This is a genomic window from Hymenobacter guriensis, from assembly GCF_015773195.1.
Taxonomy (GTDB): Bacteria; Bacteroidota; Bacteroidia; order Cytophagales; family Hymenobacteraceae; genus Hymenobacter; species Hymenobacter guriensis.
The window spans coordinates 1-24,964 of the sequence record NZ_JADWYK010000006.1; the positions used below are offsets into that span (position 1 = coordinate 1).

Sequence of the window (24,964 nt, forward strand, 5' to 3'; positions counted from 1 at the left end):
GCGATGCGCGCCCATTGCGCGTCCGTCAGCATAAAGTCCATCCTCCAAAATAATACCTACTGTTAACACTTCCTAGCAACTACATATCCTTCGGCTAAGCCAAAGATACAATCTGTTTGTGAATGACCTCAGAGCGCTCCTTTTGCGGGTGTGTACCCCCACGTGTACCCCGAAGAAATGAAAACGGCCTATACGAAGCGTACAGGCCGTTTAGGGTGGAGCTGCAGGGATTCGAACCCTGGTCCAGACAAGGAAGGCATCGAGCTTTCTACGTGTGTAGCTATGCTTGATTTGTTCGAAGCAGCCGAGGCGCACATCAGGCCTATAGGCTACCCTTATCTGCTTGAGTTTCGCCTGGGCGTCGCAGCGCCGCCCAGACTATCCTTATGCTTTCGACACCCCGAACTCGTCCGTGAAAAGGAAGACGGACGCGGGATGATGGCTAGTGCTTAGTACCTAGACTAGGCAGCCATGGCGTACGAATAGTCGCCATTTATTGGTTGGAGGATTTTTTGGCGGGAGATTCATCCAACTCCCGACACGCTTACTCGCGACTTGCACGAGCTGTCAATTCCAGTCAGCCCCAGATTAGAAAGAACGAAACCACCCGAAAGGCGGGGTGCGAAGGTACGCACATCGGGGAATAAACGTTGCTGGCGGGCAAAATTGTTCCGGCGCAGCGTCTCTACCCGAGCGTTGCCCAGCCGTTTTTTATCCGACCAAGTATTGATCTAAGCTATCCAGAACGTCATGCTGAGCGGAGTCGAAGCATCTCTACCGCTTCGTCTGAATCGTTACAGGCGACGCAGTAGAGATGCTTCGACTCCGCTCAGCATGACGGCCTAATATAGTCAGATGACGTTTTATTCGTTATTATCCACTGGGTTTAGCAGGCATCGCCTTTTACTTCACAGCCGTAGCCGTAGGCTGGAAGCCGGGCGCGCCGGTTTGCCACAGGCCGAAGCTCATCAGGTCGGCAATGCTTTCAAACTGCTTGAGGCGGGAGTCGCCCATGCCGTGGCCAGCTTCGTAGTCGGTGAAGAACAGCACGGGCTTGCCGCCGGCCTGGCTGGCCTGAAGGCGGGCCGCAAACTTGGCCGGCTGCCAGGCAATAACGCGCGGGTCGTTGAAGCCGGCCGTGACGAGCGTGGCCGGGTACTGGGTGCCGGGCTTGAGGTGGTGGTAAGCGTCCATTTCCAGCAGGGCCTTGGCTTCGTCTTCCTTGGTCATCGTCCCAAACTCAGGCACGTTCACGGGGCCGTTTGGGGAGTTTTCCATGCGCACGGCGTTCAGGCAGCCCACCTCCGGAATGGCGGCGGCAAACAAGTCGGGGCGCTCCGTCATGGCCCGGCCAATGAGGATGCCGCCGGCGCTGCCCCCGTTGATGGCTATTTTGCCGGGCGCGGTGTAGTTGTTTTTGGTGAGGTACTCGGCGCTGGCAATCAGATCTTTCCAGGTGTTGGGCTTAGTGGTTTTCTGGCCGTCCTTGTGCCAGGCTTCGCCCAGCTCCCCACCACCGCGCACGTGTGGGCAAGCCAAGATGCCACCTTGCTGCGCCCACAGCAGGAATGGGGGCATAAACGTGGGCTCCATCGAAATAGAATAGGCACCGTAGCCCACCATAAGCGTAGGCGCCGAACCGTCGCGCTTCAGGCCTTTCTTGTAGATGATGGACAGCGGCACCAGCACGCCGTCGTGGGAGGGCACCATGATTTCCTCCACCACCAGGTCGTTAAATTCAGGGTACTGCGCCTCCGACGACAGAGCTTCCGGCACGAAGCGGCGGCCAGCCACATCGTAGCGGTAGCGCTTACGGTCGGCTGTCCAGCCGCCCATGGTCACCCACAGCTCCGAGGACTGTAGGTTTTTGCCGGCCAGCTCCAGTCGACCCGCCGACTGCGGCAACTTCAGCTCCTGCACGGTTTTGCTGCCCTTGGGCACGAAGTAGAGCTTAGCCTCCACCCCATTGCGGCTGCGCACGAAGTACAAGCCGTCTTTGGTGGTTTTCAGCTGCTCGTCCAGGATGGCTTCGTCGGCGGCTTCGGGCACCAGCACCTCGGCCGCAGCCACGCTGGGCTTGCTGGCCGGCATGCGCATAATCTTCTGGCGGGGCGTGTTCTTAGACGTCACGAAGTAGATGTACTGCTCATCCGACACGAAGTTGGTGGCTTCGTCGGCGGGCTTGAACAGGGGCTGCCAGGGCACATTGGGCTTAGCGAGGGCCGCGGCCGGCGCGTAGTACGCCTTGAGGTAGCGGTCCACGGAATACAGGAAGCCATACGCCAGCTTCGCGTCCCGGTCGATGCCGGCGTACGGATAGTCGCTGGGCTTGATGTCGAGCTTGGGATAGAGCTGGGTGGAGAAGATGGGTTTGTCCTGGCTTTGGGGGGTGCCCACGCGGTGCAGCACGCACTGGGTTTTCTGGCGGGCGGCCATGTCCTTCAGGTCGCCGTTGTTGTAGGGCGTGTACGTCAGGCTTTGGTTGTCGGGCAGCCACTGGCCACTACCCCGGTTGAGCTGGAGCTGCTCGGGGTAGAGTTTCTTGGTTTTCACGTCCATAATGAGTGTGCGACCCAGCTCGGCGCCTTTCTCGCTGAGGCCAAACGACACCTTGGAGCCGTCGTCACTAGGCGAAAAGCCATTGATGTTGAACACCTCGCCTTTCTCGTAGTTCTCTGGATCGAAGAGCAACACCTCTTGCCCCTGATACCCGTCGCGGCAGTAGAGCTTGGGCTGCTGGTCTTGGGGGCGCGACTTAAAGTAGAAGTAGCGGCCGTTGTCGGTAACGCGGATGTCCGTCACGCGGGCGGCCTTGCGCTGGTCCATGGCCACCATCTGGTCGAGCAACTGCTGACGGCCCGGAATGGCGTTGAGGGTGCGGCGGGCGTACTCGCTCTGGGCTTTCATCCAAGAAGCTACGTCCGGGTCCTGCAGGTTTTCGAGGTTGCGGTAGGGGTCTTCTACTTTCACTCCGAAGTAGGTATCGGAAGCGGGCTTGGCCGGAGCCGCCGGCAGCGCCGACTGGGCCAGGGCCGCCGGGGCTGCCAGCAGAAGAGCGAGAAAAGGGAACGTTGTTTTCATGCGCAGAAAGGAAAGAAAGTGAAACGCTGCTACCACTTGGCCGGCGCATTGGCTACTATGCCTACCCCCGCCGTCGAATAGGTTAATTTACTATTTATCAACCACCTAAAGAAACGCTATTCCTTTATCCCTCGCTTTCACGCAGGTCGCAAACTGTTGCGCTCAGGTCTTATTCCACGCTGTTTTGCCAGGGGCTAGCGCTTCACCAGCTCCACGCGGCGGTTTTTGGCTTTGCCCTCCTCGGTGCTGTTGTCGGCCAAGGGCTTGGTTTGCCCCAGGCCCTTGGGCTGCAGCCGCTCGGCCGCGATTCCCTGGGCGGTGAGGGCCGCTACCACCGTGCCGGCCCGCTGCTCCGAGAGCTGCTGGTTGCGGGTAAAAGCACCGGTGTTGTCGGTGTGGCCTTCCACGGTGAGGCGCAGGGCGGTGTCCTGCTGGAGCAGCTTCACAATTTCCCCGATGCCCTGGGCCGCGTCGGGGCGCAGGGTGGACTGGTCGGTGTCGAAGTTGAGGTACACGGCCACGTGGCCGTTGGCGTCCAAAGCTTTCTTCATTTCCTCGGCGGGCATCAGCTTGGCCGTCATCGGCAGGGCCTTACGCTCTACCACGGTCAGCCAGTAGCCATTTTTGTTTTCGTAGGGCTCATACACTTCCACCCAGATTTCGCGGTCGGGGGTGCGCACCACATACACGCCGGCTTTTTCGGCGCTCCAGATGCTGTAGTTGCCCCGGTGGCGCTTTTCCTGCATCTGCAGCTTGCGGTTTTGGAACTCCTCCATGTTGCCCTCCCACACGGTTACGCCGCCCAGGTCGTGCACCAGCTTCTCGTAGGTTTTCTGCACCTGATAAAACGAGGCACCGTCCCCAAAGGCTTTGGTAGTCATGAGGCGGCCGTCCACCGGAATCAGCTTGGTGCCATCGAAGAATTCGTAGCGGTCAAAGGCCACGTCCTTGAGGTAGTCCTTGGCCGACGTAGACATCATGTTGCCTTTCGGGTCACCCTTCTGGTAGCCATCGAGCAGGCTGAAGTAGGGAAAACCACCGAGCTTGGGGTTCGCCACCGGCACCTGGCTGATGTCGAAGCCGGCAGCCGCCGTATCGGCCGGGGCGGGCGGCGGGGCCGGTGCAGCCTCGGGCTTGGCCTGGGTAGTAGTGACGATGGCGGCGGGCTTAGTGGTGGGTTGGTCGGCGGGCTTGTCGGGGCCGGAGCAGGCCCCCAGCGCGCCCGCTGCCAGCACGCCCATTCGAATGAGGAGAGAATACTTCATGGTACTACGTAGGATAACTGGCCGGTGAATCTGCGCTACTTCGCCTGGTAGTTGAGCTGCAGCTGTAGATCCGTCAGCGTGTTGATATCATTGAGCTTGGGGGCATTGGGCGGGAAGGTGAAGGCCTGGTAGAGGAGCGCGAAATAGAGCAAAGTCCCCCCGCCCGCACTTGCATCATCCTTAATCTGCTGCTGGTTGAGCTGGAAGCCCACCGACAGGCTGGACTTGGAGAGCGTGAACACCTGGAAATCGTAGGTGTCGCCGCTGCTGGTCACGCGCAACACTTCCTCGTTGTTCTGCCACGACCACGTCAGGTTTTCTTTGGTACCGTCGGCTTCCTCCATAGTGCCCTTGCCGTCCGACGTGAAGCGGTAGGTGTACTGTTCATCGGCCGGCACTGTGTAGGTGCCCGTCACGCCGTTGACGCGCATGTTCATGTCATTCAGTTGCCAGTCTTTGCTGGTCAGCATGTCCGTGCGGGAAGGCTCGTTGTCTTTGTCCTTTTTGCAGGCAGCCACCGTCAGTAGCAGGCCTATCAGCACGAGGTAATGGCGGAAGGTTTTCATAAGAGAGGAGAAAATATGTGAGCGAAAAGTTGAGGTGAAAGGCTTAGCGCCGTGCGCTGATTTCGGGCGTCCGGGCCGACTCGGCCGTGGGCGTGAGGGCGCTGAGGGAGTAGATGTAGAGCGTGCCGGGCTTGGCAGTCTGGTCGAGGTAGCGGGTTTGAGCGGCCGTGAGCGTGGCCACGCGCTGGGCCGTGGGCTGGTCGCGCTGACGGCGGTATAGGGCGTAGCCCTTGGCCGGGGCCACCGCCGGCCGGCTCCAGCTTACCTCAAGACCTGTAGCCACCGGGCGAGCCACCAGCTGACCGGGCGGCACCAGCGGAGCGCCCGTCACACGGACCACCATCACCGGCGACAAGGGGCTTTCATTGCCCTGGGCATCCACGGCGGCCACGGCGTATTGATAGGTTTGGCCGGCTTTGGCGGCCGCATCAGTGTAAGCCGGGGCAACCAAGTCAGCGGCCAGCCGGGTGAAATCTGAGGCCCGCGCCGGGCTGGCGGCCGCCGTAGCCGAAGCCGCGCGGCGGTACAGGCGGTACGCTACCACGGCGGGGTCGCGGCGGGCATCGTCCCAGGTGAGCTGCACGGCCGAGCCCGCGGCATAGGCACTCACCCCCAGCGGGGCCGTCACTGGCATGGCGCGGTTGGGCCGGGCGGCCGCCAAAGCCGAGAAAGGACTCAGCTGCATGTTCTGGTTGGCATCGCGCACGGCGTACACGTACTCGCGGCGGCCGTTGCGGGCAGTGGTATCCAGAAACGTCAGCACATTGCCCCGCAGCGGCGGCGACACCACCACCAGGGAATCCTGGGCCGAGGTGCCACGGTACACATAGTAGGCATCGTGGGTGAGGTCGGGGGCGGCGGGCTGCCAGCGCAGGCGCACCCCCTTCCCTTCCGGCTCGGCCGTGAGGGCCACGGGAGCCAATAGCGCGGCCATGGTTCCGGGTTGGTGGCTGGCAAAGGCCGTGGCCGAGGCTGTGCCGGGTGTGGGAATACCTTTCGGCAGCAAAGCCCGCAGGCGGTAGTGGTAGCCGATGTTGGGCAGTAGGCGCGTGTCGAGGTAGCTAGTGGCCGTGGCCGGAATGGTGTCGAGGCGCACGTAGTTGCCGCGGGCGTCGCGGGAGCGCTGAATTTCGATGCCCGCCAGGTAAGCCTTGCGCGGTAGGGCGGGCCACCGCAGGATGATGCCCGTCGTTGTATCGTGGGCGGTAGCACGCTGCACCAGCGGCATACGTCCAGGCGTCACCGACAGCACGTAGGCCGTATCGGAGGCCGGGCCGGGGTTCCCCACAAAGTCCAGGGGCTCGAGGTAGTAGCGGTACATGGCCTCGGGCTCTACCCGCTGATCCAGCACGAAGAAGGCCGAGTCGCGTACCTGACGCACCAGCAGGCGGCCAGGCAGCAGCGCGAAGCTTTTTTCGCCCGGCCCTTGCCGGTACACGCGCCCAAATACGGTGCTGGTCCCAGGCTGCACGCGGGCAGCCCAGCGGACCACCACCGAGGAGTCGCGGCCGAGGCTGCGGCGGGTGCGGGGGCGCGGCAGGTTGCTGCGGCGGCCTATTTCCACGGTTTTCTCCAGATGCTTGATGGCAGTTGCGGCGGCCTTTTCTGGCTTAAAGCCCGCAGCCGGAGCCAGGCGGTATATATAGCGCGTGCCAGGCGCAGCCTGGGTCGCCGAGGCATCCAGCATCACCGTGCCCAGGGCCCGGCGCAGGTTCATACTCAGGCCATGCACACCGTAGCTGTCGAGGTTAGGATGACTTTCCACGAAGGTCCACACCGCCTCGTCGGAGGGCAGGCGCAGGCCGGCGCGCAGCGCGTCAATGGTAGCCTGCCCGGCCAGCTCCCGCAGTTCGGTCAGGGATGTGGCCGCCCGCAGCACGGCTACTTCCCGAAAGTCGTTGGAGCCAGCCGCGGCGCGCAGCAGGCGGGCGCCCAGCAGGGTACCCGGCCCTGGCTCGGGGCGGTTTTTGGCCAGCACCACCCACACGCCCTCCGGCGAGGGGTATGCGGGCAGTTCGGCCCCGGCCTTCGGCATCGGCGCCTGGGCGCGGGCCGCCACGGTCAGCAGCGCCAGCAAAAAGAGTATAGTCAGGCGTTTCATAGCTGTTTCAGTTGTTTGTTGTCAGTTGTCGGTTTTTGGTATTCGTCATGCTGAGCGACATCGAAGCATCTCTGCCGCTTCGTTACAGTAGTCTTCAGCCAAAGCGGTAGAGATGCTTCGACGTCACTCAGCATGACACAGGCCGTAGCAACTCAGAATTCAAGGTTGGCATCTACCCCGTCGTTGGAGGTGTAGGTGACGTGTATGTTGGGATGCACGCATACTTTGGCCCCGGTGGGGATGGTGCATACTTCACAGGACTTCCAGCCTAGGGTGGCGTAGTAGCAGGGGTCGACGCAGCCGGCTTCCCAGCAGATTTTGGTGGCGCAGTCATTGGTACAATCCCCGAAGGAGGCAATGAGGTGAGCCTCGGCTCTGCCGTCGAAGTTCCAGCCCTGGGTTTTGTTGTAGCCCCCCACCGCGGCGTATTTGGCCCCAATATCCACGCTGCCCAGGGCAATGTCGGACACGCTCAGCTCGGCGCCGCCGCCCCAGGCCGCCGCAATGCCCAAGCTATAGGCATTGTCCTTGAAGTTGGCGTTGAGGGCCATTTCTCCATCATTGTAGAGCCAGGCCTTGCCCGTTACTTCCAGGAAAGAAACCGACCAGGGGTTCTCCTTGCTGCGCCCGAAGTGCGAAGTCCCAAGTAGGTGGGCGCCGTTCACCGTAGTGCCACCCGAGAGGTAGTTTTTGTCGATGAAGTAGGCGTACTCGTTCATCTCGGGGTGAGCCGCCAGGTTCATATTCTGGGCCGCCAGAATGTTGGTATTGGCATCCAGCAGCCCCAGCAGGCTGGAGTGGGCATACATGCCCAGGGCCCAGTAGGTGTCGTTGGATTTGCCGCTGACCACGATTTTGCCGCCGGCCGTGGCCGAGCTGACCACGGGTATGGGGTCGTAGTTGATGAGAATCTCTACTGAGGCTAAGGAGTTGGGAAAATCGAGCACCAGCTTAGCATCGGATATAGCCTTGTCGAGCACCGTCAGACTGGCCGTGCCGGTTACCACCGGGCCGGGCTCTACCGTTACCTCAATTGGCTTCAAAGCCAGGCCAGCCTCTACCCCCACGAAGCTCACCGCCCCTCCTACCGACACCTTTTTCAGTTCCCCGCCGCTGAAGCCAATGCCGCCTGAAATACCCGTTAGAGCCAGGCCCGGGCCCACGGGAATAGGCGGCGTGCTGGTCTTGATTTTGGCGTCAAACTCCACGAGCCCGTTTACTTTGCTGTAGGCGAAGTCCGTCTGCACGTCCAGCACGCTGATAACCTTCAGGCCCAGGTCGCCCTTAAAACCATTGTCCTTGAAGCTGATGCCGCCGCCCAGCGTGCCTACCCCAATGGGAACGTGCAGGCTCGCATCGAACTTGGGCGCTTCCCCCTGGCGGTACTTTATGTTGCTTACCTCGGCCTGCACTACTGGGAGCTGCAGGCGCAGGTCGCCCAGCACATCAATGCCCAAGGTGCCGATGGAGTTGAACTTGACGCCAGTAATGTTGAGTTCGGCCATGTCCAGGAAGGTCAACTTGTAGTCGGCGGGTACCTGGGCCGAGAACTTGCCATCAGAGCGCACCGTGAACGACTCGATAGTAACCGTCTTATTAATCAGCCCTAGGGTAGTTTTGGCGCCTCCGCTGAAGAAGGAAGGCCCCTCAGCCAGCTTGCCAAATGCCAGCGGGCTGCCCTTCACGGGCTTGAACCGGGCCAGCCCGAACACATCCAGTCCCGCTTCGGGCAGGGCAAACTTGCCCCCGTAGAACTGCTTGGGTCCGATGGCCAGATCGGCGAAGCTGATGTTGGTAGCTTCCGAGCCGGGCACCGTCACTTTCACGTTGCCATTCAGGCTGAAGCCCTGCTCGGTGAGGCCACCGCCCGTGAGCGTGAAGCCAAACCCACCAATGGACACGGCTACCGGCGGCGAGAAACCCAGCTTGGCCGTTTTGATGCTGCCATCGGTACCTATCCACAGCTGCGACACCTGAATGGCGGCTGAGCCCAGGCCTGGCACGCTTTTCAAATCTACGCTGCCCGTCAGGTGCAGGCCGTCGGTGGCTACGCTGCTTTTTGTCAGGTCTACGGCAGCCCCAAAGCCGTATAAGTCCAGCCCCACCGACTTCACGGTACTGCGAATTTTGAGGCCGTTGGTGTAGGGCACGGTGCCGTCCGAAGTCAAGACCATCAGCGGCGGCACCTGCCCGGTCCCGTTGGCCTCACTCAGAAACAGCTTCACGCCGTCCTGCCAGGTCCAGCCCAGGGCCGAGCCCAGGGAGCCGAAGTTGGGTACTACCATGCCCGCCAGCTGCCCCTTGGCGGGGTTGCCGGCTTGCATCTGCACCTTCAGGCCAGTGGGCTCGACCACCAGCACGGGCAGGTATTTGAAGGCTTTGAGTGCCAGCTCGGTGGCATCCGTCAGCACAAAGTCCTTGCCTTTGGGGCGCGGTAAGCCGGTTTTTCCTACGTGGATGGGTATGTTGGCAAACTCCAGGCGCGTACCAGCGGCCACCCCAAATGCGGCGTTGCCGGGCAAATTCACGAAGGCCCCAGTCAGCAGCGTATCAGCACCCAGCGTGAGGGTTTTCACTTCAATCGGGAAGCCCAGCAGCTTGTCGATGGCGAAGCCCGCGCTGGTGAGCGTGAAGTCAACCGTGCTAGTAGCGCCGGGCGCAAACTTTTTGGTCTGGCTCTGGCCCACCAGCCCCGACTTGGTAGCGTCGAGCGTCCAGCTGCCTTTGGGCACGCCCACCAGCTCGTACTGGCCGGTGGCCGAAGTCTGCACCGTCAGCTCGGGGCGGCCCTGTACCCGCACGGTGGCCCCAGCCACGGCCAGGGTGCCGGCGCGCACGGTTCCCTGCACGCGGGTGCCGTGCGCTAGTTTCACGGTAAGCAACGTGGTAGTGCCATCCACGGCCACCGTCAGGTCCTGCAGGGCAGGCACGTAAGCCACCGGACCTTTGGCCGGGCCGCTCACGCGCAAGCTCACCGGCCCGCCGGGGGCTTTGGCGAAATACGTCTGCCCATCCGAGCCCGTGGTTTGCTCCAGGGCAGGCTCTGCGCCCGCAAAGGCAATCAGCGCCCCCGGCAAAGACTGACCGCTGGCCGAGTCGAGCACCGTTACGCGCAGGCGGCCCACCAGCTTGGTTAGCGTGAACTGGCCCAGGTCCTGGCCGGCCCCCAGAGGGGTGCTGGCACTCACCCCGAGCCCGCTCAGGTAGCCCGTCAGCGCGTCTTTGTCGGAAAACAGGCCCCCGGCATATGTATTGGCACTGCCTAAGCTCACCTGGTAACCCGTCTTGCTGCCGCTTCCAGAGTTGTTGCCTGCGGAAGGGGGGTTGCCAGCTCCCGGCAATTGAAACGGTGGGGCACCGGCTACCTGCAGGCTGGAAGCGCCGTCCAGGGCGTTGCTTAGCTGCTTGGCCGCACCCTGCATTTCCTTGGGCGTTTCGATGTTGAAAAAGGAGCTGGAGCTGTTTACCATCACCAGCTTGCGCAATTCCTGGAAGCCCAGGCGACTGATGATGAGCGTGTCGGAGCCGGCTTGGTGGGTCGTCAGGAAGCGGCCGTATTCGTCGGTTTGCCAGGGCTGGCCACCCGTGCTCCAGCGCATACTGGCCTGAGCCACGGGGCCGCCTTCACTGCTGTTTACCGCGCCCATCACCGGGTGCAGGGTCACATCCACGGGGATAGGGTCGCGGGTGATGATGCCGGCCGGACCGGTTTTGCTGAGCTTGAGGTTTTCTTCCTTCCAGCCTTTCCCCACTTCCGCGCCGGGAAGCACTTCCAGCGTCATGGGTATATAGCTTATGCCAACAGTTGTGATGGAGAAACGGCCCTGCGCATCGGTTTGGGTGGTGTAGACTTTGCCGCTGCCGGGCGTGGAACGGGCCAAGCGGATGTTGACTCCGGCAATGGGCGAGCTGTCGTGCTGGCGCACCACGCGGCCGCGCACCTGGGGCGGGTTGCTGTTGAGCGTGTAGGTTTTGGTGACGGTGACGACGCCTTCCTCGTAGTCCTGGGTGCCCGGCTGCACGGCTATCGAGGTGGTGAAGTCACTGTAGCCGTCGGCTTTCAGGGTGATGAGGTATTTGTCGGCCGCGCCTTCCAGGTTCGGAAACAGGCGGGTAAGGTCTTTATCAGCCGTAGCCATTTGCGTCACCACGGTGCACTGCCCCTGGGTGGCGCTGTTGGGGTTGTCGAACACCACGGTGGGCCGGTTGTCGGCGGGCAGCTGGCCTTCCTGGCGGGCATAGGCGCGGGCTTTGGGGTCGTACCAGTTGCTCAGGCGCAGCACCTGCACCTGCACGGGCCCGGTAGCTTCCTTGGTGGCCGTTTCCATCACTTTTATTTTGAGCCGATAGGTGTTGGCCATACACACGCCTTCGCCCAAGTCGTAGCCACCATCGGCGGCTGTTTTGAGCGAGTAAGCGGCCGGCTCGGAGAAAAAGCGAGGGTTAATTACCTCTACGTGCAGGTAGCCAATTTCCTCGGGCTTGCCATCAACCAGCCATTTGATATAGGCTTTGGTGCCGACAGGCTGGGCTGCCGGGTCGTCGAAAGGAGTTGGCGACACCACCCCGATGCTGAAGTTGCCTTGGTCGTCGGTGGTACCGTGGCCCAGTACTTCCTCCCGCTCGGGGTTCAGCATGGGGTCGTTCCAGCCTACCTGGCCCTTGCTGATGCGGTGGTAGCGGTACACGAGCCGCACTTTGGTAAAGCTCAGCGGAAACCGGCCGGAGCCCAGCAACGGCGTGAGCTTAAACTCCGGGGCGGCGCCGTACTCCTGAATAGGGCCAATGTCGCCGGGCTTGCTGGATTTGCCCGCGCCGCTGTTGTAGGTGCCATTGCCCACCAGCACGCCGTTGAATACGCCGCCACCATTTACTACGGTGGTGCTGCCAAGGTCGGCGCCCGCCTTGCCGCTGGTACTGCCTTGCATCACGCTCACCAGTGGTCCTGTGGTGGTCGTGTTGGTGTTATAGGTGCCGGTGGGGTTCTGGCTGGCCGAAGGCGCGGCGGCGCTGCCCTGGCTGCTGCCTCCGGTTTTACTGGCCTGCATTGCCCCGAGAATAGCCGCACTGCCGCTGCCGCCGGTGGTGGGGTCGAGCATGGCCGCGTAGGCCGCGCCCTGCACTTCTACGCCCGGCGCGGGCACCGAGGCAAACGACACGCCGCCTTCCTCGCTTTTGCGAAAGGCCCACAGCACCCGTCCCCGAATCTGCACCGCGGGCATTTTTATGTCGGCTTTGACCTCCGAAATGGGCTTACTGGTGTTCTTAGGCGGCTTTACGGTGACTACGGGGTTGCTTTTCGCGGGGGTAGTGGTTTCGCCGTACACGAAGGTACCTACCTCGGAGCGGCCGTTGTTGCGGAAGGCTGCGCGGCCCTGCGGGTCGCGGGCCGTAACGGCATAGGCGTAGCGGCGGCCCGGAATCAGGGCCGGCTCGCCGGGGCCGTAGAGCAGCGTGGTTACGCCCAGCACAGTGCGCTCAAACAGCGGGGGCGTGGTGCCAGCCAGGAAGGCATCGTTGGGGTTGCGTCGGTTGTCCGACAGCTCCACAATGCGCACCTCATACTCAGTGGTAGCCGCCGCGCCGGCCGGGCGCGTCCAGGTGAAGAGGATGTTCTGGGGGCTGCGGGTTTTTACTACCTCGTCGGGGGTGGGCCGCACGAGTTGGGGCGGCTCCAGGCTGCGCAGCAGAAATGACTTGCTGCAGCCCAGCGGGTTTTCGGCCGACAAGGGGCGCAGGGTGCTGTAGTCGAGGGCGCGCACGCAGATGGTGTAGGTGCCTTCGGGCAGGCCGTTGCCGCGCACCATCTGCTGCAGGGTGATGCCCGAGTACGTCAACTGGTTTTCGTCGAAGAGGCGACCCAGCTCGTCCTGGTCGAGGCGGCGGGTTTGCAGGGCAGCCAGTTCCAGGGGCCGGGCCGAGCGCACCTGGTCGCGGGTGCGGGCCTGCACGCCATTGTCGCCGGTGAGCGTGCCCGCCAGCTGCAGCTGCAGGGGCTGGCGCGTGGTGTTCGTGAGCGTGACGACGAGGCGGTTGGGCTGGTCCACGTAGTCCGACAAATGCGTGGAGTAGGGTGGCAGGGCCAGCACCGTCACGCGCACCTCCGTGCCCGACTGGGCCCAGGCCCGCGGGGCGCTCAGCAGCGTCAGCAAGGGCAGCAGCCACCACCAGACGCCAGTAGTACGAGTTGTTTTCATAGCCAAATGAGAGAAAGTAAGAGAGGGGTCAAAGCGTGAATGCATAGCCAATTTCTCCGCTGGTTTCGCTGTAGCGGCGGTTTTGGGTGGTTTCGTCGCCGGTGGGATAATGACCCGTGAAGACTACATCGGTGCGGAAGGTGTGGTGGCGGCTCACGCGCCAGGCCGCCCGCAGGCCCCCGCCCACCAGGCGGCTGGGCTGGTCGGCGCGGAGGCTGCGCAGCAGGGAGCCGCGTACGCCCAGGCGCACCTGCCCGTCTTGCCCGAAAGCCTGGTCGGCGTTGAGCTGGAGGCCATGGTTGCCATCGTCGCCGGTGGCTAGCTTGAGTTGGGTGTAGTTGTAAGTGGCGCCCACCGAAAAGCGCCGCGGCACCCACGTGAGCTGGTAGCTGAGAAAGGCATTGTAGGACGTAAACTCGCCCAGCTTGCCCAACTCATCGGGGCTCTGGTCACGCAGAATGGCGCGGTCGGCGCTCAGCAGCACGGTATGGCCCCAGGTTTCGCCGGCGTAGGTGTAGCGCGGGGCTACGCTCAGGCTTTGCTGGGTTTGGGTTAGCCGAAACGTGTCGGCCACCTGCACGGCCCCGGGCTGCTGATCGGTAGTGTAGTTGGTATAGCTCACATCCAGGCCCAGCCGCTCGGTAAACTCGGCGGAGGCATTCAGGGAGCCAATGAGGCGGCGGCTGGTGAGCTGCTTTTGCTCACGCAGGTTGTCCTGCTGAATGCCCACGCTGCCCGTGAGGCGCAGCTTCTGCTGCCAGAGCGTGAGCGTGGGCACCAGCGTGAGGTTCTGCACGTCGTCCTGGAAATAGTAGGCGCCCATACTCTGGAACCCCGGCGACACCCGGCGGTAGCGCACTTTCAGGCCGTTGCCATTGTGCTGGTAGCCGGCCGCCGCCTGCCAGGCGGTGTAGGCTTCGGTAGAGCCATTCACGGCAATGAGCTTGCTGAGCGGCTGGCGCAAGGCTTTCGGCAGGGCCTCTTCCACGGCCAGGGAGCTGCCCACGTCTCGGGTGAAAAAGCTCAGGCCGCCGTCGGCTTCCAGCAGCCAGTCTTTTTTGATGGTGAGGCGGCCGCTCAGGCCCAGCACCAGATTGGCGGCGGGCAGCACCCGGTTGTTGGCAGCCCCGGTGGTTTCGGCCAGCTGCCGGGTTTCGCGGCTCACGCTGCTGCTGTCGTCGCGGGCCCGTACCAAGCTCAGGTCGATGAAGGACTTCTCGGTGCCGAAGCCCAGCTTGCCGGCGTAGCCCTTGCGCGAAAACGAAAACGGCATCAGTGAGCCACTCACGGGGTCGACGCTGGTGGCCCGGCTGAAGCGGCCCACCATGCTGGCAAAACGCAGCTTGCCGGGGTTCAGCTCCACGCCCCCACCCAGCACGGTGTGCCCGGCCAGAGTAAAGGGCGAAAACGTGAGGTTGCGGTACCCAGCGTGTACTGTCACCCACTTGTAGGTGGGGCTTAGGCCAAACTGGTTGAAGGGCTGGCGAAACCGGCGGTCCTGTTCGCTCAGCACAAAGCTCACGGGCACGGCAATGCCATAGATGCTCAGCGTGGGCGACCCGGCCAGCACGTAGGAAAATGGCTTGCGCCGGGCTTCAATGCCCTGGGCCTGGTAGAAAATGCCGCGCACATCCAGCGTGCCCGAGAGCGTAACGGGCTTCTGCTGATCGAGCGTGGCTATATCCTGCGCGGCGGCCGGTGCGGCCAGCAGCGCGCTCAGGCCGAGTAAAGCTCCCCCTACCCCGCACCAACCGGCGGGCTTCCAAGTTTTCATAGCAGTAGTGGAATGGCGGGTGAAAAGCGGCGCGGCCTACCGGAAGCGGTGGAAGCTGAAGGTGCCGTTGGTAATGGTTTGGGTACCGGTGCCGTTACCGAAGGGCACAGCCCCGGCCGTGAAGCTGAACGTACCTTCCAGCTTCTGCGTGGCCTTATCGTAGGCCGTCACTTTGATGGTACCATTCACGCTGCCGCTGGCACTAAGCGTGTTGTATAGAGCGCCAGTCTGGCCGTTGCCTACCACAATGGCCCCTACCGAACCATCATCCTGCGCGGAGCTTTTCTTCAGCTCGTAGGTACCCACACCTTTGGCATCCAGCCCATCAATTGCCAAGCTCAGGGTTTCTTCGTTGATATTCTGGGAGGCCGAAATTTTCATCACATCCTTCACGTACATATTGTCGTCGTAGAAGGCCCCGGAATAGATGGTGCTGGTAATGGTTTTGCCGTTGCGCGTCCAGGTTACCGTGCCGTCGGAGTCGGGTGCGGCATCTTCCTCATCATCTTTGCCGCAGCCGGAAAGTAACAAGAAGGAACAAGCCAGCAGCAGCGGCCGGAACAGAAAGGAAGTCGTTTTCATAGCTGTGGGGTGGTAGAGTGAAAACTGGTTAGTATTTGTAGACTGACTTGAAGTTGAAGGAGCCGCTGGTAACCTCTACCGAAGGCCCAAACGTGCCGCCCGTGTTGCGCACGCGGGCTTTAAAAGAGAAAGTGCCTTTCACGTGGGTCGTATTGGGGTCCCACTCCGTTATTTCTACCGTACCTGCCGGGCTGCTGGCGGCCCATATGCTGATGTAGGTGCTCTTCGAGCCGGTCATTTCGGTGAGGCCACCGCGGGAGTTGCCATTAGGCACCAAGGTGTAGGTGCCCTTGCCGGTGAAGTTGTCGATGAGCACGCTCACTTGGTAGGTCTTGGAGTCGTCGGCCAGAATGAGCAGCTCCTTGTTCTTGTCGTCGGCACTGCTGGGGCGGTAGTGGCCCTGGGTCTGCACGTTGCTACCGAAGCCGGCATACTCGGTTCCGCTCACCTTCCAGCGCACTTCATCGCCGCCGCTCTGGGTGGTGGGGTCAGGGTCGTCTTCCTTGTCGCCGGAAGAGCAGGCCGTGAGTAAAGGCAGACACACGAGCAACGAGAGCAGGCGGAAAGCCAAGGGGTGGTTCGTTTTCATGAGCTTGATAAGAGAAGAGGTTTAGCAGAAAGATTCTCAGATGAAATGCGCGTTTTCCAGGAGGTGGTAGCAATGGCCCAAAAGTGCGGCCCCAGGCTCCGAAAGGCATTCATCCTCGTCGCAAAGGCATGCGCACAAGTCGCACGCAAGCAAATGCGACGTGCGCTATACCGGCGCGGCCGGGCGCACCATTCCCCAGCAGGGCACCGGCAGCCCCGGCCCGGGCAGTTCGCCGTAGCTGGCTACTTCAAACCCTAGCCGCTGCCCAAAATGAACCGCCGCCAGCGTGTGTACATTGGCGTAGCAAGGTGCGTAGCGGGCCCCCAGCGCCGCCAGTGAGGCGCGCAGCAGCGCCCGGCCCTCACCCCGCCGCTGCACGCCCGGGCGCACGCCCAGTGCCAGCAGGTAATGGTGCGGCAGCGGCAGCACCTGCTGGCGTATTTCATCCTGCTGATGCTGCCAGCCCACCAAGCGCCAGAACCGCGACCAGCCCACGCCCAACGGCCAGGCCAGCTGCCCGGCTTTCAACACCTGCTGCCAGGAAAAATCGGCCGCTTCGGCCGGTAGCCACACGGCCACGGCCTGTCCACTAGGGCTGGCATACACGCAGCCCGTGCGCAGGGCGTAGCGCACCACTAGGCGGAGGTAGTAGTTGGGCTGGGCTGGGCAGTTTGGTTCCGGCCCAAACAGCGGGTCGGCCGCGTAGGCTTCGGCTAGCAGCCCGGCCGCCCAGCGTTCATCGGAAGTAGTAAGGCGACGGGCCGGAAGAACCAGGGTGTGCATAGCGCCAGCGGGTTAGAGCAAGTGCCAGCAAAGGACGCCGGGAGGCGTGGCCACGGCATTCACGCAGGTCGCAAAGGCTTGCGCACACGTCGCGAAGGGAAGTTTCTAGTAGGTAATTTCTCGTTGTTGGCCAGCCCATCAATGCTGAGCTTGCCGAAGCATCTCCACCGCTTCGTCTCCACAATTGAGTCAGCCAGCGGTAGAGATGCTTCGACTCCGCTCAGCATGACGGGCTATTGACTGAAACCAATCGTTAGCGGCATCAACTAGCAACTATCAACTCGAAACTAGGCTGGGCACCTCGCTGGGGGCGTAGCCGAAATGGCGGGAGAAACTGGTGCTGAAGTGGGCCGGGGAGTTGAAGCCGACCTGATAGGCAACTTCCGACACCGTGCCGGAGCGGGCGGCCAGCAGCACGTGGGCCCGCCGCAGCCGCAGCCCCCGGATAAAGTCGCTGGGGGCTTGGCCGGTGAGGGCCTTGAGCTTGCGGTGGAGCTGCGCCCGGCTCAGGGCCACCTCGTCGCCGAGCATTTCCACGCTGAACTCCCCGTTGTCGAGGTGGCGCTCAATGGCTTGCTCTACCCGTTTCAGGAAACACTGGTCGAGAGAAGGCAGGGCCGCCACGGCAGCCGCGTAAGCCGCATAGGAATCGGGCAGCGCGGCGGCGGCCGGGTTTTCCGGTGTAGCCTCGGGCACAGCCGCCAGCAGCCCTAGTTGCGTTTGGGTGCCCCTGCGTAGCGCCAGCAGGTTGCGCACCTGGGCACGCAACTCCCGCGGGTCGAAGGGTTTGGGCAGGTAGGCATCGGCCCCGGTTTCGAGGCCGGCGAGGCGGTCGGCGGCTTCGGCGCGGGCCGTGAGCAGCACAATGGGCACGTGGCTGGTGGCTAGGTCAGCTTTCAGCTGGCGGCATAGCTCCATGCCATCAAAGCCCGGCATCATCACGTCCGACACAATCAGACTGGGGACCATTTCGCGTGCCATCCGCACTCCTTCTGGTCCATCGGCGGCCTCCAGCAGGCGGTAGCCCGCGCTGGCCAGGGTTTCCTGCACGAAAGCGCGCACCTCGGCGCTGTCGTCTACTACCAGCACCACTTCGGCATCCTCGGCGGGCTCGGGCAGGGTGGTTTCCATTGGTAGAGGCGGCGCAGTACTCGTAGGGTTCGTGACTGGCTGCGCGGGCACGGCTGAGAGCAGGCCCCGCGGTAGCCTCACTACGAAGGTGGTGCCAGCGCCCGGGGTGCTCATCACTTGCACCGTGCCCCCATGTCGCTCGGTCAGTTCCTTCACCAACGCCAGCCCTACCCCACTACCACCCGAATCGGCACCGCTGCTCAGTACCTGATAAAACCGGTCGAACAGGTGCGGGAGGTGACTTGGCGCAATGCCTACACCGGTATCCTGCACGCTCAGTACCACGGTGCCCTGGGGTGCCAGCGGCGTGGGCGCTTCGTCGTGCACGGCCAGCGTGACGTGTCCACCTGCGGGCGTGAAGCGCAGAGCATTGGCCAGCAGATTGCAGACTACTTCTTCCAGCCGGGTAGCATCAAAAACCAACGAGACCGGCTGAGCAGGCGCGGCGAGGTGCAAGCCAATCTGCCGGGCCGCCGCCAAGTGCTGAAAACCAGCCAGCCAGGCACGGGCCGAGGCCGCTACGTCGCCGGCCTGAGGATGCAGAATAAGGCCCCCGGCTTCCAGCTTGCTCAAGTCCAGCAGCTGGTTGATGAGGCGCAGCAGCTTGCGGGCATTGTCGCCGATGCGCAGGCCGTGGCGGCGGGCCGTGGCGGGCATGGCTTCGTCGTAGGCTAGCTCCTCGGCCGGGCCCAGAATCAGCGTGAGCGGGGTGCGCAGCTCGTGGCTGATGTGCGTGAAGAAGTCGGTTTTCACCCGGTCCATTTCCTGCAGATGCACCAGCGCCTGGTACTCCAACTGCTGCTGGGCCCGCTCCCGTTCCCGGCGCTGGGTGTTGCGGCGTACCATGTAGAAGGCCCCGGCCACGCCCACGGCGTATAGCGCATAGGCCCACCAGGTGCGCCACCAGGGCGGACTGATGGTGAAGGACAGACGGGTAGGCTGCGAATTCCAGCGGCCCACGTTGTTGGCGGCCTTCACCTCGAAGGTGTAGCTGCCCGGCGGCAAGTTGGTGTAAGTAGCGGAAGTAGCCTCGGCGGGTTTGCTCCACCGCTCGTCGAAACCCGCGAGGCGGTACTGATAGCGGACTTTGGTAGGACTGGTAAGGCTGACGCCCACAAACTCAAAGGCCAACTGGTTGAGATGGTGGGGCAAGGTGAACCCCGAAGCCAGCAATGTGTCGCGGCCGAACACGCGCAGGTGGGTGACGTGCGTGCTGGGCGGCACGGGGTTGGGGCGGGCCTGGCGCGGGTCGTAGCGCATGAGGCCATTCACGGTGCCGGCCCACAGCAGGCCGTTAGGCTCCAGCAGCACGGCGTTCTGGTTGGTTTCCTGACCCAGAAAGCCCTCGGCAGTGCCGTAGCTCACGGTGCGGCGCGTGGCTGGGTCAAATAAATCCAGGCCCAGGTTGGTGCCCACCCACACCCGGCCCCGGGCATCGCAGCGCACGAAGTACGGGTTGTTGGATTTCAGCCCGGCTTCCGGCCCGTAGGCTTTCAGGCGGCGTCCATCAAATTCAAGCAGCCCTTCATTAATGGAGCCCAGCCAGAGGTGGCCGCGCAGGTCTTCGGTGATGGAGCCGATGCTCAGGTGGTCGGTGCGGCCGTCGGCGCGGCCCAGCTGGTCGGGGCCGTCGGCCTGTACATCTACGCGCACCAGGCCCCGATCGTCGGTGCCCAGCCAGAGCGTGCCCTCCCGGTCCTGGAAAGCGGCCCATAGGGCGTTGGTACCCAGGCCGGAGCTGGCGCCGTAGGTGCGGCTGGCGCCGGTGGCGGGGTTCAGCACCACGGTAGCCCCGGCGGCGGCCGTAACCGCCCACACCCGACCTAGCTTGTCCTGGGCAAACTGACGCACGTTCTGGCCTACCAGGCCCGGAACGTTACTCAACTCCTGCCAGTGCCTTGTAGCCGGCGTGTAGACGGCCACACCGCTGCCCCGGCTGCCCAGCCAGATACGGCCCTGCGCGTCCTTGAACAGGGCCCGCACAAAGTTGGCCGCGTCGCCGCCCGGCCGCCGATACGCCAGCCGGAACTGCCGGCCAGCGGGGTTGTTGGGTCGAAATTCCCACAGGCCCAGCCGGGTGCCTACCCAGTACACGCCCGGCGCTACGTTCACAATGTTCTGCACGTCGGCCTCGCCGGGTTCGTTGCGGCCCCCCATCCCTTCGGCCGACCCAAACAAGGCAAACTGCTCGTCGGGAATGTGCTGGAGGATGCCGTCGTCGAGCACCACCCACATGCTGCCTTCGCGGTCTTCGAGCAAGCCACAGGCGGTTTGGTCGCTGAGTAGGCTGTGCTGGGGAAAGCAGGTGACGCGGCCCGTGGCTGGCTGGTAGCAGCTCACGCCCGCCGCCGACACGGCCCACACCCGCCCAAGGCGGTCGGGCAGCACCCGCTGGGGCGCGGAAGCGCACAGGCCTTGCTCCTGCCCTATCAGCCGCAGCTGCCAGGGCTGCGAAGGCGAGGAACGCGTGAGCTGACCTAAGCCATTTTTCAACCCCAGCCAGTACGCATTATCGGAGGCTCGGTGCACCGAGTACACGCGTTCTTGGCGGATGGCGGCGGGCAGGGCCGCTGTGGCTTCCTGCTGCGGCTGCCCGGTGCTGGCGTGTACAATGACTACGCCTCGGGCAGTAGCTACCCACAGCTCTTGGGCAGCGCCGGTGGCTATTTGAAAGATGGTATCGGAAGGCAGGCCTTGCGGGGCTGCTAAGTGCCTAACCGGGCCGGAGCCGGCTTGCGGCAGGTGATATAAGCCGTTGCCGAGGGTAGCTACCCACAGCTGCTGGTTTGGGGCTGGCAAAAGCTGGCGGATGCTGGCATTAGCGCGCCAGTGGGCCGGGCCCAGCTTGCTCACTCGCCCACTTGGGCTGATGGCCGTGATGATGCCGGCCGCGTGGCCCAGCCACATGCCGCCGCCCGGAGCTGGGAGCAAGCTGCTTACGTGGTTATCGGGGAGGCCCTGGCGGGCATCGAGAGTTTGAAAGCTGCGACCATCAAACCAGCAAACCCCGCCCTGGGTCCCGGCCCACAACTGCCCGCGCTCATCCTGGGCCAGGCAGTACACGGTGCTTTGCGGCAGCCCGTCGGCTAGGCCATACACGCGGGTAGCCAGGGTTTGGGCGCGGCTGGTACCCGTACCAACTAGCAGCGCAACGGCTAGTAGCCAGCAAAAAGAAAGTAAGCCGAAACGGGCGGAGCAATGCAGCATCGGCAACGGTGGAGGTAGGTTTGCTACCGAATTACCCTATGGGCCTATCTTGGTAGAAAACTTAGATAAAATGGTACTGTCGAAACTGTTTGCAAGGTGGCACATCCGCTTATCGTTCTCAATCACATGATGATGTGAAACCCTAAGCTAAACGGTACACCGATGCACGGCGGGCCAAAGCTACCGGCTATAGTCCTACTTAAAATGAGTAAGATTACCTACTCGCGTAACTAGGCTATTCCGGCGTTGTCGTTATCTTCCCGAATGATTCGTCTGCGCCACGCCGATTTTCTGCGCCTCAACCAAGCTATTGAGCTAGTCCATGCCGAGGATGGTCCGTTGGGTTTGTTTGGGCAACTGTCGAGGGCGGTGATGTTGGCTATTTCAGCAGAAACGGTGTGCTTCGACGGCTATGACCTGCACGGGCGCATTGGTCACCTAGGTGCTTACCCCGAAGGCTTGTTCATGGCCGACGATTTTCCTTTGCTTGGCAACCACATTGCCGAGCACCCGCTGTTTCCGGCCATTATGGAGCAGCGCCGCTCCGAGCCCCTGCGCACCAGTGACTTCTGCCGCATGCCGCAGTACTTCCGGACTACCCTGTTCAACTCCTTCTACCGGCCCCTGGCCCTCACCCACCACATGATTCTCGGCCTGGAGCTGACGGATTATGGCTGGGTAACCTGCGCGCTGGCCCGGCGCCGGCGCAACTTCACCGAGGCCGACCGCCAGGTGCTGCACCTGCTCAAGCCCCACATGCAGGTGGCCGTGCGCCACGCCCGCACCGTAGCCCGCCTCCAGAGCCAGCCGGCTGCTGCCCCGGAAATGGCCCTGCTCACGGAGCTTACGGCCCGCGAAACCCACGTGCTAACCCTGCTCAGCCGAGGCCTGACCGACAAGGAAATAGGCCAGCAGTGCAGCATCAGTACGCGCACGGTGCAGAACCATTTGCAGAACATCTACAGCAAGCTGGGCGTGACCAACCGCACGGCGGCCCTGGGCCAACTCCTGGGGCGCGGGGCATACTAGCGGCCCGACCGGAGCGGAATCGGGCGGGCGGTTGCTTATCTTTGTGACTAGCTCGTATGGAAAATTTCGTTGTTTCGGCCCGTAAGTACCGCCCAGCCACGTTTCGCAGCGTGGTGGGGCAGCAGCACGTTACTACCACCCTGCAGAACGCCATTGCCTCCCAGCACCTAGCCCAGGCGTTTCTGTTCTGCGGCCCCCGCGGCGTGGGCAAAACCACCTGCGCCCGCATCCTGGCCAAAACCATCAACTGCGAGTTTGTGGAGCAGCACGTGCGCCAGGGCCGGCCGGTGTCGGAATTAATCCAGACCCAGCCCGACATTGTACCCACGGCCCTGCAACAGGCTGCCGACCCCGACAACACACCCTTCGAACTGGAAGCGTGTGGCAAGTGCGCCTCGTGCCGGGCTTTCCAGGAAAGTGCCTCCTTCAACGTGCACGAGCTGGATGCGGCTTCCAACAACTCGGTAGAAGACATCCGCAGTCTGGTAGAGCAAGTGCGCTACGCCCCGCAGCAGGGCCGCTTCAAAGTGTACATCATCGACGAGGTGCACATGCTCTCGAATGCGGCCTTCAATGCCTTTCTGAAGACGCTGGAGGAGCCACCGAGCTATGCCATCTTCATCCTGGCTACCACGGAGCGGCACAAGATCATCCCCACCATTTTGTCGCGGTGCCAGATCTTCGATTTCAACCGCATCAAGGTGGACGACATGCGCAAGCACTTGCGCTACGTGGCCACCCAGGAGCATATTCAGGCCGAAGACGACGCCCTGCACCTGCTGGCCCAGAAAGCCGACGGCGGCCTGCGCGACGCCCTGAGCATGTTCGACCAGATGGTGACGTTCTCGGGCCAGAACCTGCGCTACCAGGATGTGGTGCAGAACCTGCACATCCTGGACTACGAGTACTACTTCCGGCTGGTAGACGCGCTGCTGACCGAAAACCTGAGTACTACGCTGCTCTTGCTGGATGAGGTGATGCAGCAGGGCTTCGACCTGCACAACTTTGTGGTGGGCGCCGCCGAGCACCTGCGTGGGCTGCTGGTGTGCAAAGACCCCGTGACGGTGCAGCTGCTGGAAGTTTCGGACAACATCCGGGCGCGCTACGTGCAGCAGGCTCAGGCCGCCCCGCTGGCCTTCCTGCTCTCGGCCCTGAATTTGGTGAGCCTCTGCGACCGGGAGTTCAAGCAAGCCAAAAACCAGCGCCTGCACGTGGAGCTTACGCTCATGAAGCTGGCCTACCTGAACGGGGCGGTGCAGTTTGCCCGCGACCTGCAGGTCGCTCCGGCCCTGGCCAGTGCAGCCTCGTCGGACAACGGCGAGGCGAAAAAAAAAAGTAGCGTAACGCCGGTTGCCCTAGTTGCCGCCTCACCAGCAGTTCCGGCCGCGGCGCCCGTACCAACGGCGCCCGCCGGCCGCCTCGTGGCCGACGGTACCGCCGAAGCTCCGGCCGCTTACGGTACTGCATTAAGCACTAAGCACCAGGCACCAGGCACTAACACCCTGGCCCACGCTCCCGCCGATCCGGAGCCCATTGTGCCGGTGGACAGCGGCGTGGAAGAGCTGCACGATACGCCCAGCATCGAAAACCCGCCGGCCGCCGTGCCGGTCCGGCACCAGCTGCACGATACGGCCCCGCACGTAGACACCGGCCGCCCCAGCGTAGCCGGCCACGAGCCCCAGGACGCGCCCATCGTAGCGGCACCTATCCGGCCCATTCCGTCCCTGACGCGCAGCGCCGGCGTAGCCTCCAAGCTGCCCAGCCTTACCGCCATGAAGGAGCAGGCGGCCCGCCAGAGCGCGGCGCCCAAAGCCGCGGCTACCGAGGAGGATGCCCCGGCCGTTGCGTCCGGCACCCTCCCCGCCATCGACGATGCCCGCCTGCAGCAGGTTTGGAATGAGCTCAAGGAAATGCGCAAGGCCGGCAGCATGAGCGAGTACACCGTGCTGAACCGCCCGGTGCAGGCCGACGAGCGGCACATGATTGTGCTGCGCGTGGACAACCCGGTGCAGGAAGACGTATTCAACGACTTCCGGGCCGATTTCTTGGGGGAGCTGCGCCGCCGCACGGGCTACCCGCGCCTCACGGTGCAGGTGGAAGTGGTGGAGCAGCAAAGCACCGGCCGCAAGCTCTACACCTCCGCCGACAAGTTTGAGTACCTGGCCGAGAAGTTTCCCGCCTTGGTCACCATGAAGCAGCGCCTGGGTTTGGATACCGACTTTTAGGGCGTGTTTGGGATTTCGCTTTAAGGTCATGCTGAGCGCAGCCGAAGCATCTCTACCGCTTCGTCTGAATAGCATTACAACGAAGCGGTAGAGATGCTTCGGCTTCGCTCAGCATGACGTTCTAAAGAAGGTTTTACGAATCTCAAGCTCGTTCTTCGACCAATATGCTGATGCGGTGACTGCGCCTCAACCTGCCCTTGGCAAGTAGTGTGAAGCAACTTGCCCAGAGTACCCTGTTCTGGTTTTCGTTCTATTTCGGCGGTGGGTATTGAGGGCAGGTTACAGTGCCGCGGAGGTCGATATGAATATACTCACTATGAAGGCACTCTTAACTCACCCTTTAGGAACGCTCTGCGGGCTACTACGGAGAAATACTATTTCGCGCCGTCAGGCGGCACACCGAGCTAGGGAAGAAGATATCCGGCTTGAGCAAG

Annotated in this window: 12 protein-coding genes and 1 other RNA gene; 2 read left to right on the forward strand and 11 right to left on the reverse strand. The window is 62.8% G+C overall.

Annotation, left to right across the window (positions count from 1 at the left end):
* Positions 1–213 precede the first annotated feature (213 nt).
* The 11 genes from ssrA to I5L79_RS11240 form a co-directional block, all read right to left on the reverse strand.
* Positions 214–585: a transfer-messenger RNA gene (gene ssrA / locus I5L79_RS11190) on the reverse strand.
* A 318-nt stretch (positions 586–903) separates the two neighbouring features.
* Positions 904–3,081 (reverse strand): prolyl oligopeptidase family serine peptidase, encoded by a 2,178-nt coding sequence (locus I5L79_RS11195; protein WP_196955144.1) that lies wholly within the window; start codon positions 3,079–3,081, stop codon positions 904–906.
* A gap of 194 nt (positions 3,082–3,275) precedes the next feature.
* Positions 3,276–4,346, reverse strand: a complete 1,071-nt coding sequence (locus tag I5L79_RS11200; protein ID WP_196955145.1) for an OmpA family protein — start codon at positions 4,344–4,346, stop codon at positions 3,276–3,278.
* Positions 4,347–4,381: 35 nt separating this feature from the next.
* The gene (locus I5L79_RS11205; RefSeq protein WP_196955146.1) at positions 4,382–4,912 is read right to left on the reverse strand and encodes a hypothetical protein; all 531 of its coding nucleotides are present in this window, start codon (positions 4,910–4,912) and stop codon (positions 4,382–4,384) included.
* A gap of 43 nt (positions 4,913–4,955) precedes the next feature.
* A complete protein-coding gene (locus I5L79_RS11210; protein ID WP_196955147.1) occupies positions 4,956–7,013 on the reverse strand; it encodes a fibronectin type III domain-containing protein in 2,058 nt (685 codons plus the stop codon).
* Between the two features lie 152 nt (positions 7,014–7,165).
* Positions 7,166–13,210: a carboxypeptidase regulatory-like domain-containing protein gene (locus I5L79_RS11215; protein WP_196955148.1), complete on the reverse strand. Its 6,045-nt coding sequence runs from the start codon at positions 13,208–13,210 to the stop codon at positions 7,166–7,168.
* Between the two features lie 28 nt (positions 13,211–13,238).
* The gene (locus I5L79_RS11220) at positions 13,239–14,984 is read right to left on the reverse strand and encodes a hypothetical protein (RefSeq protein WP_196955149.1); all 1,746 of its coding nucleotides are present in this window, start codon (positions 14,982–14,984) and stop codon (positions 13,239–13,241) included.
* A 36-nt stretch (positions 14,985–15,020) separates the two neighbouring features.
* Complete coding sequence (locus I5L79_RS11225) at positions 15,021–15,566, reverse strand: DUF6252 family protein (protein ID WP_149072185.1); 546 nt, start codon at positions 15,564–15,566, stop codon at positions 15,021–15,023.
* A 28-nt stretch (positions 15,567–15,594) separates the two neighbouring features.
* Entirely contained in the window at positions 15,595–16,155 is a 561-nt protein-coding gene (locus I5L79_RS11230) for a DUF6252 family protein (protein ID WP_196955150.1), read from the reverse strand.
* A 165-nt stretch (positions 16,156–16,320) separates the two neighbouring features.
* Positions 16,321–16,938 (reverse strand): GNAT family N-acetyltransferase, encoded by a 618-nt coding sequence (locus I5L79_RS11235; RefSeq protein ID WP_196955151.1) that lies wholly within the window; start codon positions 16,936–16,938, stop codon positions 16,321–16,323.
* Positions 16,939–17,214: 276 nt separating this feature from the next.
* Positions 17,215–21,276, reverse strand: coding sequence for a hybrid sensor histidine kinase/response regulator transcription factor (locus tag I5L79_RS11240; protein ID WP_196955152.1), 4,062 nt, complete (start codon positions 21,274–21,276; stop codon positions 17,215–17,217).
* A gap of 264 nt (positions 21,277–21,540) precedes the next feature.
* Between I5L79_RS11240 and I5L79_RS11245 the strand changes: the two genes are divergently transcribed.
* Together I5L79_RS11245 and dnaX are read left to right on the forward strand one after the other, a co-directional pair.
* On the forward strand, positions 21,541–22,305 hold the full coding sequence (locus I5L79_RS11245) for a helix-turn-helix transcriptional regulator (RefSeq protein ID WP_196955153.1): 765 nt from the start codon (positions 21,541–21,543) through the stop codon (positions 22,303–22,305).
* Positions 22,306–22,361: 56 nt separating this feature from the next.
* Positions 22,362–24,530: a DNA polymerase III subunit gamma/tau gene (dnaX, locus tag I5L79_RS11250; RefSeq protein ID WP_196955154.1), complete on the forward strand. Its 2,169-nt coding sequence runs from the start codon at positions 22,362–22,364 to the stop codon at positions 24,528–24,530.
* The last annotated feature ends 434 nt before the right edge of the window (positions 24,531–24,964 follow it).

Bases quoted from the DNA above. Each gene is read 5' to 3' on its own strand.
- I5L79_RS11210 (WP_196955147.1), bottom strand. From the start codon at position 7,013: ATGAAACGCCTGACTATACTCTTTTTGCTGGCGCTGCTGACCGTGGCG.
- dnaX (WP_196955154.1), top strand. From the start codon at position 22,362: ATGGAAAATTTCGTTGTTTCGGCCCGTAAGTACCGCCCAGCCACGTTT.
- I5L79_RS11245 (WP_196955153.1), top strand. From the start codon at position 21,541: ATGATTCGTCTGCGCCACGCCGATTTTCTGCGCCTCAACCAAGCTATT.
- I5L79_RS11195 (WP_196955144.1), bottom strand. From the start codon at position 3,081: ATGAAAACAACGTTCCCTTTTCTCGCTCTTCTGCTGGCAGCCCCGGCG.
- I5L79_RS11225 (WP_149072185.1), bottom strand. From the start codon at position 15,566: ATGAAAACGACTTCCTTTCTGTTCCGGCCGCTGCTGCTGGCTTGTTCC.
- I5L79_RS11235 (WP_196955151.1), bottom strand. From the start codon at position 16,938: ATGCACACCCTGGTTCTTCCGGCCCGTCGCCTTACTACTTCCGATGAA.
- I5L79_RS11205 (WP_196955146.1), bottom strand. From the start codon at position 4,912: ATGAAAACCTTCCGCCATTACCTCGTGCTGATAGGCCTGCTACTGACG.
- I5L79_RS11240 (WP_196955152.1), bottom strand. From the start codon at position 21,276: ATGCTGCATTGCTCCGCCCGTTTCGGCTTACTTTCTTTTTGCTGGCTA.
- I5L79_RS11230 (WP_196955150.1), bottom strand. From the start codon at position 16,155: ATGAAAACGAACCACCCCTTGGCTTTCCGCCTGCTCTCGTTGCTCGTG.
- I5L79_RS11200 (WP_196955145.1), bottom strand. From the start codon at position 4,346: ATGAAGTATTCTCTCCTCATTCGAATGGGCGTGCTGGCAGCGGGCGCG.
- I5L79_RS11220 (WP_196955149.1), bottom strand. From the start codon at position 14,984: ATGAAAACTTGGAAGCCCGCCGGTTGGTGCGGGGTAGGGGGAGCTTTA.
- I5L79_RS11215 (WP_196955148.1), bottom strand. From the start codon at position 13,210: ATGAAAACAACTCGTACTACTGGCGTCTGGTGGTGGCTGCTGCCCTTG.